The following is a 14,569-nucleotide window of genomic DNA, read 5'->3' on the forward strand; positions in this document are numbered from 1 at the left end:
GGTGGATTGCGCAGGTGACACTTGATTATGAGTGAGTAAGCACTCATTATAGATAGGATGCTTACGTCGTCAAGAAGGTTTTCGATCTTTGACATTCCGCGTTGCAGCATGGCAAAGCACGTGTTTCAATCAGGGTTTTTACAATTGACGGGAGGAAAAATTTAGTGGCACGTCCGAAGAGTGAAGATAAAAAACAGGCCTTACTGGAAGCAGCAACCGCTGCATTTGCGCAGTCAGGTATTGCCGCCTCAACGGCGTTAATCGCCCGTAACGCGGGCGTCGCTGAAGGTACGCTGTTTCGCTACTTTGCTACCAAAGACGATCTGCTGAATGCCCTCTACCTGCACCTGAAGCAGGATCTTTGCCAGACCATGCTGGCGAATCTCGATCGCACCATCACCCTGCCGAAAGAGCACACCCGTAACATCTGGAACAGCTACGTGGACTGGGGCATTCGTAACCCCGTGGCGCATGCGGCCATCCGCCAGATCGGCGTCAGTGAAAAGCTGAATGCCGAAACGGAGCAGGCGGTGAAAGACATGTTCCCGGAGCTACACGAGCTGTGTCGTCGTTCGGTCCGCCCGGTGTTTATGTCTGACGAGTTCCGCACCTTTGGTGATGCCATTTTCTTATCGCTGGCGGAAACCACCATGGAGTTTGCCACCCGCGATCCGTCCCGTGCCCTTGATTTTAAAGCGCTGGGCTTTGAGGCCATGTGGCGCGGGCTTGCCCAGGAAGATAACGATGGACGGTAAATCCCTGCAGGAGCACGCAAAACGCGTGGCGCTGGAGATGCCTTTTACCGAACACTGCTGGCCGTTTGGCCCCGAGTACGACGTGTTTAAGGTTGGCGGCAAGATTTTTATGCTGATGGCTACCGTCCGCGGACGGCCTCACGTCAGCCTCAAATCAGATCCGGAAAAATCACTGTTAAATCAGCAGATCTACCGCGGCGTTGAGCCCGGTTACCATCTGAATAAAAAGCACTGGATCTCCGTTTTCGGCACCGACGACATCACCCCCGAACTGGTCACCGACCTGATTGCGGACTCGTGGAATCTGGTCGTCGACAAACTGCCAAAAAAAGACCAGAAGTGGCTACGCCCGGCCTGATTGTTCGTCTGAAACGAACAGGTTAAGCGCTCGAATCGCACTTATCTTTTCCCGCTTCGCGCGGTAATCTGCATGCCTTTGACGCCCGCCAGCGGGCGAATGTTAATACCAGGAGTTGTTATGGATATCATTTCTGTCGCCCTGAAACGCCACTCTACCAAGGCGTTCGATCCGGCTAAAAAACTGACCGCTGAAGAAGCGGAAAACATCAAAACGCTGCTGCAGTACAGCCCTTCCAGCACGAACTCACAGCCGTGGCACTTTATTGTTGCCAGCACAGAGGAAGGTAAAGCGCGCGTGGCAAAATCTGCGGCGGGAACCTATGTGTTTAACGAACGCAAAATCATGGATGCCTCTCACGTGGTGGTGTTCTGCGCGAAAACCGCGATGGACGACGCCTGGCTTGAGCGCGTGGTCGATCAGGAAGAGGCCGACGGTCGTTTTAACACCCCAGAAGCGAAAGCCGCGAACCATAAAGGCCGCTGCTATTTTGCCGACATGCACCGCGTCGATCTGAAAGATGACGACCAGTGGATGGCGAAGCAGGTTTACCTGAACGTCGGTAACTTCCTGCTGGGCGTGGCCGCGATGGGCCTGGACGCGGTGCCGATTGAAGGCTTCGATGCCGCAATCCTCGACGAAGAGTTCGGCCTGAAGGAGAAAGGCTTCACCAGCCTGGTGGTGGTGCCGGTTGGGCATCACAGCGTGGAGGATTTCAACGCCACGCTGCCGAAGTCTCGCCTGCCGCTGAGCACGATTGTGACGGAGTGCTGATTCTGACGGGCCGCTGCGTGCGGCCCGTTACGTTTTACTGATGACCAGCCTGCGATGCGGATGCACATCGCGATCGCTACCCCAGGCAAAGGCAATCCAGCGCTCTTCCAGCTCCGCGTAAGAATTCACGGGCGTTAACCTCCACTCTTCTCCCACCGTACCGTCTGCTACGCTAATGCTATAGTTCATGGTGAACGCCCAGTCGATCATGCGCAGCCAGAACCGCTGCCCGTCTCCCGTTTGCTCGCTATCCGAAACAACAATGTCGTATTCGCTTAACAGCCACTGGAAAAATAATTGCGGTAATCCGCTTATCACGCGTTGGTGGACGGCGCGTGGCGTACGCCACACCATCACCTGCGTAGCAGCACCGTGGGGAAAGGTAATTTCTTTATGAAACTCAAGCTTGACGGCATAGGCCGTATACGGCTTACCGTCGTCGGTAGTCACGAGACGGTATTCATCCCCATAACGGGATTTTAATAGCCGGTAGCCGACAGGCAGCAAAAACCCCGGCAGATGAAAATCCACCGTGCCCCGCGCCAGAAACGCTTCGGTATGTTCGACGTTTCGGGAGATAAGGCCGAGTTTTTGGCTGAAGTCAGCGGAATCAATCATCAGTGGCGACATGGGTTGTTTCTCATCGCGTGAGTATAGACGACTTAACACCTCATCGAAATGATGTTGATTCAGTCGGTTGGTTTAATTTAAACCTTACCTTACATCAGGCTCATCGGCTTAGCCGAATCCGCGTCATTTCCCTGAAAGCGTCTCGCAAAAAATTATTTCGCCCGCGCCTCCAGCCACGCCATCGCCCTCTCCCCCGCCTCGTCCACCGGTAAATAGACCAGCAGCCGCGAGCCGTTTCGCGGCGCGGAGTACCAGTACATCTGCTGCAGCGTAAAATCTCCCAGCTCGGGATGGGTAAACAGCTTGAGCTGGTTCTCCACGCCGCGCACGTCGTTGCGCTGGTGCCACAGGGCTTTAAACTCCTCAGACACCGCAAAGAAGCGCGCCAGCTTCGTTTCCCAGAGCGGGTCGCCACGGTGCTCGGCCATCGCCGCGCGGAAGTAGGAGACAAAAACCGGCAGCACGTCGTCGCGCTTGCCGAGCCGCGCGCGCCACGCCGGATGGGTGAGGAACAGGTAAATACAGTTGCGGTCTTCCGGGGGAATGTCATTGAAATCAACGCCCATCAGGTGCCCGAAGCTCGCATTCCACGCCACGATATCGAAATTCGGTTTCTGGATGCTGGCAGGCTTCGGCATCAGGGTATCGAGCAGGCGGCGCGTGCCTTCGCCAATCCCTTCACAGCAGACCGCCTGCGGGGCCTCGCCCGGCGGCAAACCCGCCAGCACGAAAAGATGTCGGGCCTCGGTCGGGGTACATTGCAGCGCTTTCGCCACGGCGGCCATCACCGCGCTCGACGGGTTGACGTCCCGGCCCTGCTCCAGCCAGGTGTACCAGGTCACGCCGACGTCAGCGAGCATCGCCACCTCCTCACGGCGCAGCCCCGGCGTGCGGCGGCGTCCGCTGCGCGGCAGGCCGAGGCGCTGGGGATCGAGGCTCTCGCGCCGGGCGCGCAGAAAAGCGCCCAGCTGCTTGCGGGTGTCATCCTGGAGAGAGACGACGGGTTCAGACATCAGCGCCATAAATACTCCTGCATGGTAGTGGCAATACCAGTATAAGCAAGAACTGGTACCCGTTTATCAGATGGTTGATGCTACGACTCTACGCTGTTTGACGCAATGGAGTCACCATGAATACGTCAGTTGTTTCACCGGGTCGCGCAGGCCTGATATTGCTGTTAACCGGCCAGATGCTGCCGCTGATTGATACCTCGATAACGAACGTCGCGCTGGACGCCATCACGCGCTCCTTACACGCCACCGCCACCGAGCTGGAGCTGATTGTCGCGCTTTACGGGGTGGCCTTTGCCGTCTGTCTGGCACCCGGCAGCAGGCTGGGGGATAACCTTGGCCGCCGTCGCCTGTTTATGTGGGGCGTGGCGAGCTTTGGCCTGGCCTCGCTGCTGTGCGGCATGGCGGGCAACATTGAGCAGCTGCTGGCCGCGCGAATCGTTCAGGGCGCAGGCGCGGCGCTGATAATGCCGCAAATTCTGGCCACGCTGCACGTGACGCTCAAAGGCACCGCGCATGCCAAAGCCATCAGCCTCTTCGGCGGCATCGGCGGGATTGCGTTTATCGTCGGCCAGATGGGCGGCGGCTGGCTGGTGTCGGCGGATATCGCCGGGCTGGGCTGGCGCAACGCCTTCTTTATAAACGTGCCGATTTGCCTGGCGGTGCTGGCGCTGAGCCGTCGCTACGTGCCGGAAACCCGTCGCGAAACGCCGTCGCGCATCGACTGGACCGGCACCGTCCTGCTGGCGCTTATTCTCTGCTGCCTGCTGTTCCCGATGGCGCTCGGCCCGCAGCAGCACTGGTCGTGGCCGCTGAAGGCCGCGCTGACAGCGATTATCCCGCTGGGATACCTGATGGTGCTGAACGCGCGTAAAAAAGAGCGTGATGATGCACATCCGCTGATCCCGCCGCGCCTGCTTCAGCTTCCCAGCATTCGTTTTGGCGTATTAATTGCGATGCTTTTTTTCAGCGTCTGGTCCGGGTTTATGTTCTGCATGGCGCTGACCATGCAGAGCGGCCTGGAGATGGCGCCGTGGCAGTCCGGGAACAGCTTTATCGCGCTGGGGGTGACCTATTTTATTTCCGCCTGGTTCGCCCCACGCCTGATTGCCCGCTACAGCACCAGCGCCATCCTGCTGAGCGGGCTGGCCGTTCAGATAGTCGGCCTGCTGGCGCTGATTGCCACGTTCCGCTACTGGGGAATGCAAAATACCGCGTTGACGCTGGCTCCCGCCACCGGGCTGGTGGGTTACGGGCAGGCGCTGATCGTGAACAGCTTCTACCGCATCGGGATGCGCGATATCCAGCCTGACGACGCGGGGGCCGCGAGCGCGATTTTAAGCACGCTGCAGCAGGCCGCGCTGGGGCTTGGCCCGGCCATTTTCGGCGCGATTTTGCTGCACGGGCTGCATAATCATCACGGCGATTATACCCAGGCCATTAACGTCTTCCTTATGGTGGAGACCGGCCTGATGGCGATCCTGGCGCTGGCGACGCTGTGCATGCGCCATCGCCTGCGCCTGCCGGCAGTGAAGGCCTGCCAGGCGGCCAAATAAGCCGTCGAATTTGCATAATAGATCCGCAGCCGCCATTATGGGGCTGCATCAATACAGGAGACGTTATGCAGGAATTAATTGCTCAGGTTGAAGAGTTAGGGATTGAAATTAATCACACCACCTCTTTAGTGATTATCTTTGGTATTATTTTTCTTACTGCCCTTATCGTTCATTTTATTCTGCACAAAGTGGTGCTTCGCGCCTTCGAGAAACGCGCGCGGGCCAGCAGCCATTTATGGCTGCAGATCATTACCCAGAACAAGCTATTTCACCGTCTGGCGTTTACCCTTCAGGGGATAATCGTCAACGTTCAGGCGGTTCTGTGGCTGCAAAAAGGCAGCGAAGCGGCGGAAATGCTCACCACCTGCGCGAAGCTGTGGGTGATGGTATATGCCCTGCTCTCCTTCTTCTCGCTGCTGGACGTGATTTTTAACCTGTCGCAGAAAATGGCCACCGCGTCACAGCTGCCGCTGAAGGGGATATTCCAGGGCGTCAAGCTGGTGAGCGCCATTCTGGTGGGGATCTTAATTATCTCCCTGCTGATCGGCCAGTCTCCCGCCATTCTGATAAGCGGCCTGGGCGCCATGGCAGCCGTTCTGATGCTGGTCTTTAAGGATCCGATTCTCGGTCTGGTTGCCGGGATACAGCTTTCCGCCAACGACATGCTCAAGCTTGGCGACTGGCTGGAGATGCCGAAATACGGCGCCAACGGCACGGTGACGGACATCGGCCTGACCACCGTGAAGGTGCGCAACTTCGATAACACCATCACCACCATCCCGACGTGGGCGCTGGTCTCGGACGCGTTCATCAACTGGAGCGGCATGTCCGCCTCCGGCGGCCGCCGCATCAAGCGCAGCCTGAATATCGACACCACCAGCATTCACTTCCTCGACGAGCAGGAGCAGCAGAAGCTGATTCAGGCGAAGCTGCTGAAGCCCTATCTGGCCGCGCGCCATGAGGAAATTAACCTGTGGAATCAGCAGAACGGCGAAGGGGAATCGGTATTAAACCTGCGCAAGATGACTAATATCGGCACCTTCCGCGCCTACCTGAACGAATATCTGCGTAACCATCCGCGCATTCGCAAAGATATGACGCTGATGGTGCGCCAGCTGGCGCCGGATGCCAACGGCCTGCCGATTGAAATATATGCCTTCACCAACACGGTCATCTGGGCGGAATATGAAGATATTCAGGCCGACATTTTCGACCATATATTCGCGGTGGTGGATGAATTTGGCCTGCGCATTCACCAGTCGCCAACCGGGAACGATATTCGCTCCCTGGCGGGGGTCATCGCTAAATAATCAGGCGCTGGCGCGGGAAATAAAGCGCCAGCCCATCATCACCCTTTCCGTGGGCGCATCCGGGTTGTCGATCTTATTTAAGAGCAGATTGACCGCCTTGCGCCCGATATCCCGCGAGGGCTGCTCGATGGTGGTGAGTGAAATCATCTCCGCCAGCTCGGTGCCGTCAAAACCAACAACTGCGATATCCTCGGGCACCCGCAGACCTGCCTGCTGAATGGCGCGCAGCGCGCCCGCCGCCAGCGTATCGGAAACGGCAAATACCGCATCCGGTGGATTTTCCTTCAGCAGATTTTGCATTGCCGCCATGCCCGCGCCGGAGCTGAGCTCGCTGGCGTACTCCACCGCCTGATAGTCGAGATCCCGCAGGTGAATGACGCTTTTATAGCCGCGCTCGCGCAGGCGCGCATACTTATAGCTGAGGTCGTGGTTGATCAGGGCAATACGTTTGCGCCCGCCGTCGGCAAGCTGGCTCACGACGTGCTGGGAGGCATCGACGTCGTTAATCCCCACGCAGGAAACTGCCCCTGCATCCGCGTATTCCGCGCACTGCACCCACGGCGCGCTGCCGATGAGGGCCGCCAGTTCAGGCAGCTTCGAGAAGGCGTCCATGGTGATAATGCCGTCGACGATTTTGCCGGACAGCAGGCTCAGGCCCGAGCGGGATCGCTCAATATCCGAGCCGGAGTTGCAGAGCAGGATCCGGTAGCCGTTCTTCTCCGCCTCGGCTTCGATCCCCTTAACCACCTCGGCGCAGAACGGGTTGGCAATGTTCGAGACCATCACCAGGATCATATAGCTGCGGGCGGTGCGCAGCTGACGCGCCAGCAGATTGGGCTGGTAGTTACTCTCCCTGATCGCCTGCATAACGCGCTCGCGGTTTTTCGCCTTCACCGTATCGCTGTTATTCAGCACGCGGGAGACCGTCGCCACGGATACCCCGGCCAGCTGAGCGATTTTCTGAATTGACATAGCGACGATACATCCTGCGGTTAGCGTTTTGTGCAGGCTATCATAAATTTGTTGCCCGGCGAACCGGGCAACGCGTCATTGTTCAACGCACACCCAGCGCTGCTGCTGATGGCTTTTCACAATGGCATCAATGATATACATCACGTTTGCGCCGTCATGGAAGGTTGCGAACTGCGGCGCCTCCGGCATCGCACCCGCCTGTACCGCCCGGTAGAACTGCGCCATCATATTTTTGAAGGCATCCGGCCAGCCTTCAATGTGCCCGCCGGGGAAGTGGGCGCTGTCGGCCACATCGCGGTTCATCAGCCCCGGATCGTCGCTCAGCGCCTGGTTGGCCTGCGCGCGATGGCCGATCCACAGCCGCTGGGGGATTTCCTGATCCCACGCAACGGACCGCTCGCTGCCGTTTACCTCAAACGTCAGGCGGTTTTTCCGCCCGGCGCTCACCTGCGAGACGCTAAAGCTGCCCTTGCTGCCGTCGTCAAAGCGGAACAGCACCGAACCAAAATCTTCGGTGGTAACCGGTTTGTCTTCATACTCCGCCTGCTCGTCGTGGGAGAAGGTCTGGTTTCCCCCCACGCTGGCCTTACGCGTCGGCCAGACGATGGATAAGTCGGCCATTACCTGCGTAATGCGCCTGCCGGTCACGAACTGCACCGTATCGCACCAGTGGGAGCCGATATCCGCCACCGCCCGCGAGGCGCCGCCGAGCGCGGCATCCACCCGCCAGTTGTAGTCGGTTTCCAGCAGCATCCAGTCCTGCAAATAGCTGCCGTGCGAGGCAAACAGCCGCCCGACGCTGCCCGCGCGCATCATGCTCGCCGCCTGGCGCACCATCGCAAACTGGCGATAGACGAAGCTCACGCCGTGCACCACGCCCGCCTGCTCCGCCAGGGCCACCAGCTCGCGCGCCTCTTCCGGGGTCATGCACAGCGGTTTTTCGGAAAATACGTGCTTACCCGCGCGCAGGATCTTGCGGTTGATCTCCGCGTGCAGGTGGTTCGGCGTGCAGTTGTGCACCACGTGCAGATCGGGGTACGCGAGCAGCTCCTCCACGCTGCCGCAGGCGTGCGGCACGTTAAGCTGGCGCGCTTTCTCCTGCGCCCGGGCAAACGATCCGTCGCAGAGCGCCACCACCTGCACAAACCCGAGGCGCCTGAGCGCCTCGATATGCGCCGGGCCGATAAACCCGCTGCCGATAATGCCGACGTTAATCATCGTTGCCCCCTGCGGCAAAATCATCAAACGCGCGTCCGGAAACGGGAATAATGTGGCGGCGGATAAACTCGCTGCCCTCCCTCGCGCCGGTATCGCCGTCCTTCAGGCAGCACTCCCACTCCAGCACCGCCCAGCCGTCGTAGTCGTACTGGGTCAGCTTGCTGAAGATGCCCCGAAAGTCGATCTGCCCGTCGCCGAGCGACCGGAAGCGCCCGGCGCGGCCGATCCACGGCTGATAGCCGCCGTAAGCGCCGCTGCGCCCGCTGGGGCGAAACTCGGCGTCCTTAACGTGAAACGCTTTAATACGCTTATGGTAGATGTCGACGAAGGTCAGATAATCCATCTGCTGCAACAGCATATGGCTCGGATCGTAGAGGATGTTGCAGCGCGGATGGTTATCCACCAGGGCAAGAAAACGCTCGAAGGTCACGCCGTCGTGCAGATCTTCCCCCGGATGCAGCTCAAAGCAGACGTCAACGCCATGCTCGTCGAAGGCGTCCAGAATCGGCCGCCAGCGGTTAGCCAGTTCCTGAAACGCTTCCTGAAAACGCTGCTCGTTATGCGGCGGCCAGGGGTAGAAAAACGGCCACGCCAGCGAGCCGGAGAAGGTGGCATGGGCCTTCAGGCCTAGCCGGGCGGACGCCACCGCCGCCTGCATCAGCTTTTCCGTTGCCCACGCCCGGCGCGCCGCATCGTCACCGCGCACGGACGCGGGGGCGAAGTGGTCAAACGCGTCGCTGTAAACCGGGTTCACCGCCACGAGCTGCCCCTCCAGATGGGTCGACAGCTCGCTGATGACCAGCCCGTGAGCGGCCAGCCTGGCGGTGATTTCATCGCAGTAGGCCTGGCTCTCTGCGGCTTTCTCGACATCAAAAATGTGCGGATGATTGCAGGGGATCTGCACCGCCCTGTAGCCCTTCGCCGCGGCCCATTCGGCCAGCCCGTCGAGCGTGTTGAACGGCGCTTTCTCACCAATAAACTGCGACAGAAAAATACCCGGTCCCTTAATCGTTTTCATACCACCCCCAGAACGTTACGCCTTGTCATCGTCATACCTAAACGTGAGAAGGAAAATCAGCGCGATCGCCGCGGCAGCCACCGCCGGGATCCACCAGAATGTCACCCACGCCTGCGGCACGGCCTGCCCGGCCACCAGGCGGTTATAGAGCGCGCCGGAAATCTGCGAGCCGAGCAGCATGCCGATGCCGTAGGTAAACATTACGATCATGCTCTGGGCCTGACCTTTAACCTTTTCACCGGCGACCCGGTCGGTATAGATAAAGCCGACGACAAAGAAGAAATCGTAGCAGACGCCGTGCAGCAGAATGCCGAGATAGAGCAGGATGCGCCCCTCCTCGCTGACGCCCAGCGCGAACATGGCATAACGCACGAACCACGCCAGCATGCCAATCAGCAGCATCACCTTCACGCCCAGGCGGCGGAACAGCAGCGGGATAACCAGCATGAAGAAGATTTCGGACATCTGCCCGAAGGACATGGCGGTGCTGACGTCGGCAATACCCGCATCCGCCAGATACGAGGCGGTATAGGCGTAGTAGGTTCCCAGCGGGACGGAGATCAGCATCGCGCACACGGAGAAGACGAAAAAGTGGCGGGTTTTGAGCAGCGCGAAGGCATCCGCGCAGAAGAGATCCCGCACCCTGACCGGCAGGCCTTTCGCCGGAGCCGGCGTGTGCGGCAGCGTCAGGCTGTAGAGAGCCAGCAGCACGGAGCTTGCCGCCGCCACCTGGAAGATGGTGACGCTGGACGCCACGCCGGTGACGCCGATAAAAATGCCCGCCACGATCCAGCCGATGGTGCCAAACACGCGCACCACCGGGAAGGTTTTATCCACGTTCGCCAGGCTGTGAAAGGCGATATTGTTGGTCAGCGCCAGCGTCGGCATGTAGCAGAGCGTGTAGCCAAACAGCAGGCCAATCAGCAGGGCGCCGTTTTCGGCAATCAGCGCTCCCGGCACGAACCACAGGATTGCCGCGCCCGCCAGGTGCATCACCGCCATGACCTTCTGCGAGGCGAAGAAGCGATCCACCAGCATCCCGAGCACGAACGGCGAAAGAATGGAGGCGATTGGCCCGGCGGAGAACGCATCGCCAATCAGCAACGACATATTGTGCCGGGTCATTACCAGGCCGAGCGTGACCGACCAGCTACCCCAGATGAAGAATTGCAGAAACATCATCAGCGAGAGACGCGGCACCAGCAGCCGGTGTTGCGTTATCGCCTTTTCACCCCTTTCAGTTGACACCATGATGAGACCCACCCTCAAAAAAGTAATCGATTACAAAACGGCCCACGTAAAAAGTAATCGATTACAAAATAAAGATCCTGCGGATCGTCGAAGATTTGGGAGGGGGGTCACGATAAAGGTGGAGCGGTGCAATCAGGGCCCGGCAGGCGTGAAGGCAGGTGCGGCCGGGGTGCGGTCTGGTGCCCTCACCCCGACCCTCTCCCACAGGGAGAGGGGGCAAACATTAAAAACGGCAACCAGGTTGCCGTTTTGCTTTTACCTTCGAGAGAGCTTAAACGCGATAAACAGGAACGCTACCCACACCGGCAGCAGCATCGCTGACAGACGCATCTCATCCATGGTGCACATCAGCACCAGAATCAGCGCCAGGAACGCGATACAGATATAGTTCCCCGCCGGATAGAGCAGCGCTTTAAACTGCGTCACGCGGCCCTTGCGGCGCATGGCGGCGCGAAAGCGCAGGTGCGCCAGGCAGATCATGATCCAGTTCAGCAGCAGCGTGGCGACAACCAGCGCCATCAGCAGACCAAAGGCCTGTTTCGGCAGCAGGTAGTTGATCAGCACCACCAGCGAGGTGATAGCGCCGGAAAGGAACAGCGAATTGACCGGCACGCCGCGACGGCTGACGCGGGTGAGGAATTTCGGCGCATTCCCCTGCACCGAAAGGCCAAACAGCATGCGGCTGTTGGAGTACACCCCGCTGTTATACACCGACAGCGACGCCACCAGGATAACGAAGTTCAGCGCCGACGCCACCACGTTGCTGTTCAGATCGTGGAAAATCATCACGAACGGGCTGCTGTCGGATTTCACCTCCACCCACGGATAAAGCGCCAGCAGAACGACCAGCGAGCCGATATAGAACAGCAGAATACGGTAAACCACCTGGTTGACCGCTTTAGGTATGCTTTTGTGCGGGTCGCGCGCTTCAGCCGCGGTGATGCCAATCAGCTCCAGCCCGCCGAAGGAGAACATGATCACCGCCAGCGAGAGGATCAGCCCCTTCCAGCCGGTCGCCAGGAAGCCGCCGTGCTGCCACAGGTTATCGATGGTCGCCCGCTCGCCGCCGTGGCCGGAGAACAGCAGCCACAGGCCGAAGCCGATCATGCCGATAATCGCCAGCACCTTGATCAGCGCGAACCAGAACTCGGTTTCGCCGTACAGGCGCACGTTTACGAGGTTAACGGCGTTAATAATGATGAAGAAGGCCGCGGCCCAAATCCACGTCGGCACGTCCGGCAGCCAGTACTGCATATAGATGCCTGCGGCGGTCAGCTCGGCCATTCCCACCAGCACAAACATTACCCAGTAGTTCCAGCCGGAAAGGAAACCTGCGAACGGGCCCCAGTATTTATAGGCAAAGTGTGCGAAGGAGCCTGACACCGGCTCTTCAACGACCATCTCGCCGAGCTGGCGCATGATCAGGAAGGCGATAATCCCCGCGATAGCATAACCCAGCAGAACCGCCGGACCGGCCATCTGAATGGCGGGGCCGATACCGAGAAACAGCCCGGTACCGATCGCGCCGCCAAGGGCAATTAACTGAATATGTCGATTTTGCAAACCACGTTGCAGCGTCGGACTCTGATCCGACGAGGCTTCAGCGCTACCACGGCCTGAAGCGGATGACGCGTCTTTCACGCCCTACCCCTGTCTCTTTTTTAGAAGGGGCACGTTTTAACACTTCATGCTGGTGGTAGCAAGCCTAACGCCGGGCCACCGCATGCGCCCGGCGGATAAACGTCACGACCCGATGATCCCGCCGTCCGCTTTGGTAATCACCACCGTTGACGATCGCGGCCGGCCGTTCGGGCTGGCGTCAGGCCAGTTAGAGACGGCGCGCGGATTGGCCGGATCGGTAATATCATCCCCGCCCTCTCCCGGATGCTGAATGTTAATAAACAGCGTGCGGTTGTCCGGCGTAAACGCAATGCCGGTGATTTCGCACCCGCGCGGGCCGGTCAGGAAGCGGCGATACTCATTGGTGCCCGGAATGGTTGCCACCATCTGGTTATTGCCCATCCCCTCGTACGCTTTCTTATTGATGGTGCTGGAGGAGACGTCGGTCTGGATCCACAGGACGCCCTGGTGATCGAACGACAGCCCATCCGGGCTGCCGAACGCCGCGCCCTGCATGGAGCCTTTAGACTTAGGATCGTCGCCGTCGGTGCGTCCTGCCATGACCAGAATATCCCACTTAAATCGGGCAGCGGCAGGGTCTGCTCCCTCTTCGTGCCAGTGCATAATATGACCAAACACGTTGTTGGCGCGCGGGTTGGCGGCATCGACCGGCGCCTTGCCCTCTTTACCGCGATCGCTGTTGTTGGTGAGCGTACAGTAGACGCTGCCGCTGGTGTGCGGATCGACCGCTATCCATTCGGGGCGATCCATTTTCGTCGCCCCCACCACGTCGGCCGCGAGGCGGGTTTTGATCAGCAGATCGCCCTGGTTTTCGAAACCGTTGCTTTTATCCAGCCCATTTTGCCCGAAGATCAGCGGCAGCCAGTCGCCGCTCCCCTCCTCGTTGAACCGGGCAACGTACAGCGTGCCGGACGTCAGCAGGTTCATATTGGCTTCACGGTTCGCGGGATCGTATTTTTTGTCCGAGACGAATTTATAGATGTACTCAAACTTCTGATCGTCCCCCATGTAGACCACCACGCGGTTATCGGCGGCGAGCGTGACGGCAGCGCCCTCATGCTTGAAGCGACCGAGCGCGGTGTGCTTGCGCGGCGTGGAGGTTGGGTCGTAGGGATCAATCTCTACCACCCAGCCGAAACGGTTGGGCTCGTTAGGGGTTTTATCGACGCTGAAGCGGTCATCCACCTCGTTCCAGCGGTACGATTCATCGCTGTCGCTGATGCCGTATCGTTTTTCCAGCGGGTTGAGGTCGGCTTTTTTCACAAAAATGTCCGACCAGTTCTCCTCGCAGGTGAGATAGGTGCCCCACGGCGTATGGCCGTTGGCGCAGTTTTGCATGGTGCCCAGCACGCGCTCCCCCTGCGGGTCGGCGGCGGTTTTCATTAGGTCCTGATGCCGCGCCGGGCCGGTAAGCTGCATTGGCGTATTGACGGTAATACGGCGCGCGAACGAAGACGGACGAACCACCTGCCATTCGCTGCCCGCTTTTTTCACCTCCACCACCGACACGCCCATCGCGTTCTGCCCCTTGCGGGCCTTGTCGAGGCTCCAGTTCGCCGTACCGTCGGTAAACAGCATCCCGTTGTCGATGTATTCATGGTTCATCGCCAGCAGGCCATGCTCCGGGCTTTGCTCCCCCTGCGGCAGGCTGAACCACGCCATCCCGTCGTGGTGCATGCCCGCCTGCACGGCCTGTTCGTCCGTGGTGTTGCTGGCGTCCGGCCTAAACGCCGGCATGCTGTTTTTGATGCCCGTCGGGTCACCCCAGCGATAGAACGGGCGGGCAATATAGCCTTCCGGCACCCTGACCGTGTCTTCCGTTGAGACAGCGATACTGGTGAATCCAAGGGAAACCGCTTTTGCCAGCGCGGACGGTTTTGAAACCGCGGCAATGGCGTTCTCAGGTTTGATCAGAAACGGGAATGATACGGCGGCACCCGCAACGGCGCCCATCTGGAGAAAACGGCGGCGGGAGAGGAACACCTCCGCCACCTCGGAGAATACCGGGTTAGCGCTGCGGTTAGCGATATCGTCTTGATGTTCTTTTTTAAATACGGATTTGAGGGGTCTGCCCAT

General features: G+C 59.3%; 13 protein-coding genes. 5 read left to right on the forward strand and 8 right to left on the reverse strand.

Annotated features, from left to right (window positions below; genetic code table 11):
• Positions 1 to 164: 164 nt before the first annotated feature.
• The 3 genes from MOQ06_RS12415 (at position 165) to nfsB (ending at position 1,887) form a co-directional block, all read left to right on the forward strand.
• On the forward strand, positions 165 to 755 hold the full coding sequence (locus MOQ06_RS12415) for a TetR/AcrR family transcriptional regulator (protein WP_242173310.1): 591 nt from the start codon (positions 165 to 167) through the stop codon (positions 753 to 755).
• Positions 745 to 1,113 (forward strand): MmcQ/YjbR family DNA-binding protein, encoded by a 369-nt coding sequence (locus tag MOQ06_RS12420; protein ID WP_242173313.1) that lies wholly within the window; start codon positions 745 to 747, stop codon positions 1,111 to 1,113. Before MOQ06_RS12415 ends, MOQ06_RS12420 begins: the two co-directional genes overlap by 11 nt.
• A gap of 120 nt (positions 1,114 to 1,233) precedes the next feature.
• Positions 1,234 to 1,887 carry an oxygen-insensitive NAD(P)H nitroreductase gene (gene nfsB / locus MOQ06_RS12425; protein ID WP_193355957.1) on the forward strand — a complete coding sequence of 218 codons (654 nt, stop codon included), beginning with the start codon at positions 1,234 to 1,236 and terminating at the stop codon, positions 1,885 to 1,887.
• A 27-nt stretch (positions 1,888 to 1,914) separates the two neighbouring features.
• Here the strand turns inward: nfsB and MOQ06_RS12430 are convergent, their stop codons facing one another.
• Together MOQ06_RS12430 and MOQ06_RS12435 are read right to left on the reverse strand one after the other, a co-directional pair.
• Positions 1,915 to 2,517 carry a hypothetical protein gene (locus MOQ06_RS12430; RefSeq protein WP_242173316.1) on the reverse strand — a complete coding sequence of 201 codons (603 nt, stop codon included), beginning with the start codon at positions 2,515 to 2,517 and terminating at the stop codon, positions 1,915 to 1,917.
• 152 nt (positions 2,518 to 2,669) lie between these two features.
• Entirely contained in the window at positions 2,670 to 3,539 is an 870-nt protein-coding gene (locus tag MOQ06_RS12435; protein WP_242173317.1) for a helix-turn-helix transcriptional regulator, read from the reverse strand.
• A gap of 107 nt (positions 3,540 to 3,646) precedes the next feature.
• On the opposite strand from MOQ06_RS12435, the gene MOQ06_RS12440 reads away from it, so the two are divergent.
• Together MOQ06_RS12440 and MOQ06_RS12445 are read left to right on the forward strand one after the other, a co-directional pair.
• A complete protein-coding gene (locus MOQ06_RS12440) occupies positions 3,647 to 5,083 on the forward strand; it encodes an MFS transporter (RefSeq protein ID WP_242173319.1) in 1,437 nt (478 codons plus the stop codon).
• Between the two features lie 65 nt (positions 5,084 to 5,148).
• Complete coding sequence (locus MOQ06_RS12445; protein WP_242173321.1) at positions 5,149 to 6,393, forward strand: mechanosensitive ion channel family protein; 1,245 nt, start codon at positions 5,149 to 5,151, stop codon at positions 6,391 to 6,393.
• On the opposite strand, the gene MOQ06_RS12450 is transcribed toward MOQ06_RS12445, so the two are convergent.
• From MOQ06_RS12450 to MOQ06_RS12475, 6 genes are all read right to left on the reverse strand, one after another.
• Positions 6,394 to 7,365 carry a LacI family DNA-binding transcriptional regulator gene (locus MOQ06_RS12450; protein WP_242173323.1) on the reverse strand — a complete coding sequence of 324 codons (972 nt, stop codon included), beginning with the start codon at positions 7,363 to 7,365 and terminating at the stop codon, positions 6,394 to 6,396.
• A 75-nt stretch (positions 7,366 to 7,440) separates the two neighbouring features.
• Positions 7,441 to 8,583 carry a Gfo/Idh/MocA family oxidoreductase gene (locus MOQ06_RS12455; RefSeq protein WP_242174429.1) on the reverse strand — a complete coding sequence of 381 codons (1,143 nt, stop codon included), beginning with the start codon at positions 8,581 to 8,583 and terminating at the stop codon, positions 7,441 to 7,443.
• The gene (locus MOQ06_RS12460) at positions 8,576 to 9,601 is read right to left on the reverse strand and encodes a sugar phosphate isomerase/epimerase family protein (RefSeq protein WP_242173325.1); all 1,026 of its coding nucleotides are present in this window, start codon (positions 9,599 to 9,601) and stop codon (positions 8,576 to 8,578) included. The genes MOQ06_RS12455 and MOQ06_RS12460 overlap by 8 nt, the downstream gene beginning before the upstream one ends.
• 15 nt (positions 9,602 to 9,616) lie before the next feature.
• Complete coding sequence (locus MOQ06_RS12465; protein ID WP_176610989.1) at positions 9,617 to 10,852, reverse strand: MFS transporter; 1,236 nt, start codon at positions 10,850 to 10,852, stop codon at positions 9,617 to 9,619.
• 255 nt (positions 10,853 to 11,107) lie between these two features.
• A complete protein-coding gene (gene pheP / locus MOQ06_RS12470; RefSeq protein ID WP_242173327.1) occupies positions 11,108 to 12,493 on the reverse strand; it encodes a phenylalanine transporter in 1,386 nt (461 codons plus the stop codon).
• 102 nt (positions 12,494 to 12,595) lie between these two features.
• Positions 12,596 to 14,569, reverse strand: coding sequence for a PhoX family phosphatase (locus MOQ06_RS12475; protein ID WP_242173329.1), 1,974 nt, complete (start codon positions 14,567 to 14,569; stop codon positions 12,596 to 12,598).

This window comes from Enterobacter sp. I4 (assembly GCF_022669095.1).
Taxonomy (GTDB): domain Bacteria; phylum Pseudomonadota; class Gammaproteobacteria; order Enterobacterales; family Enterobacteriaceae; genus Enterobacter; species Enterobacter pasteurii.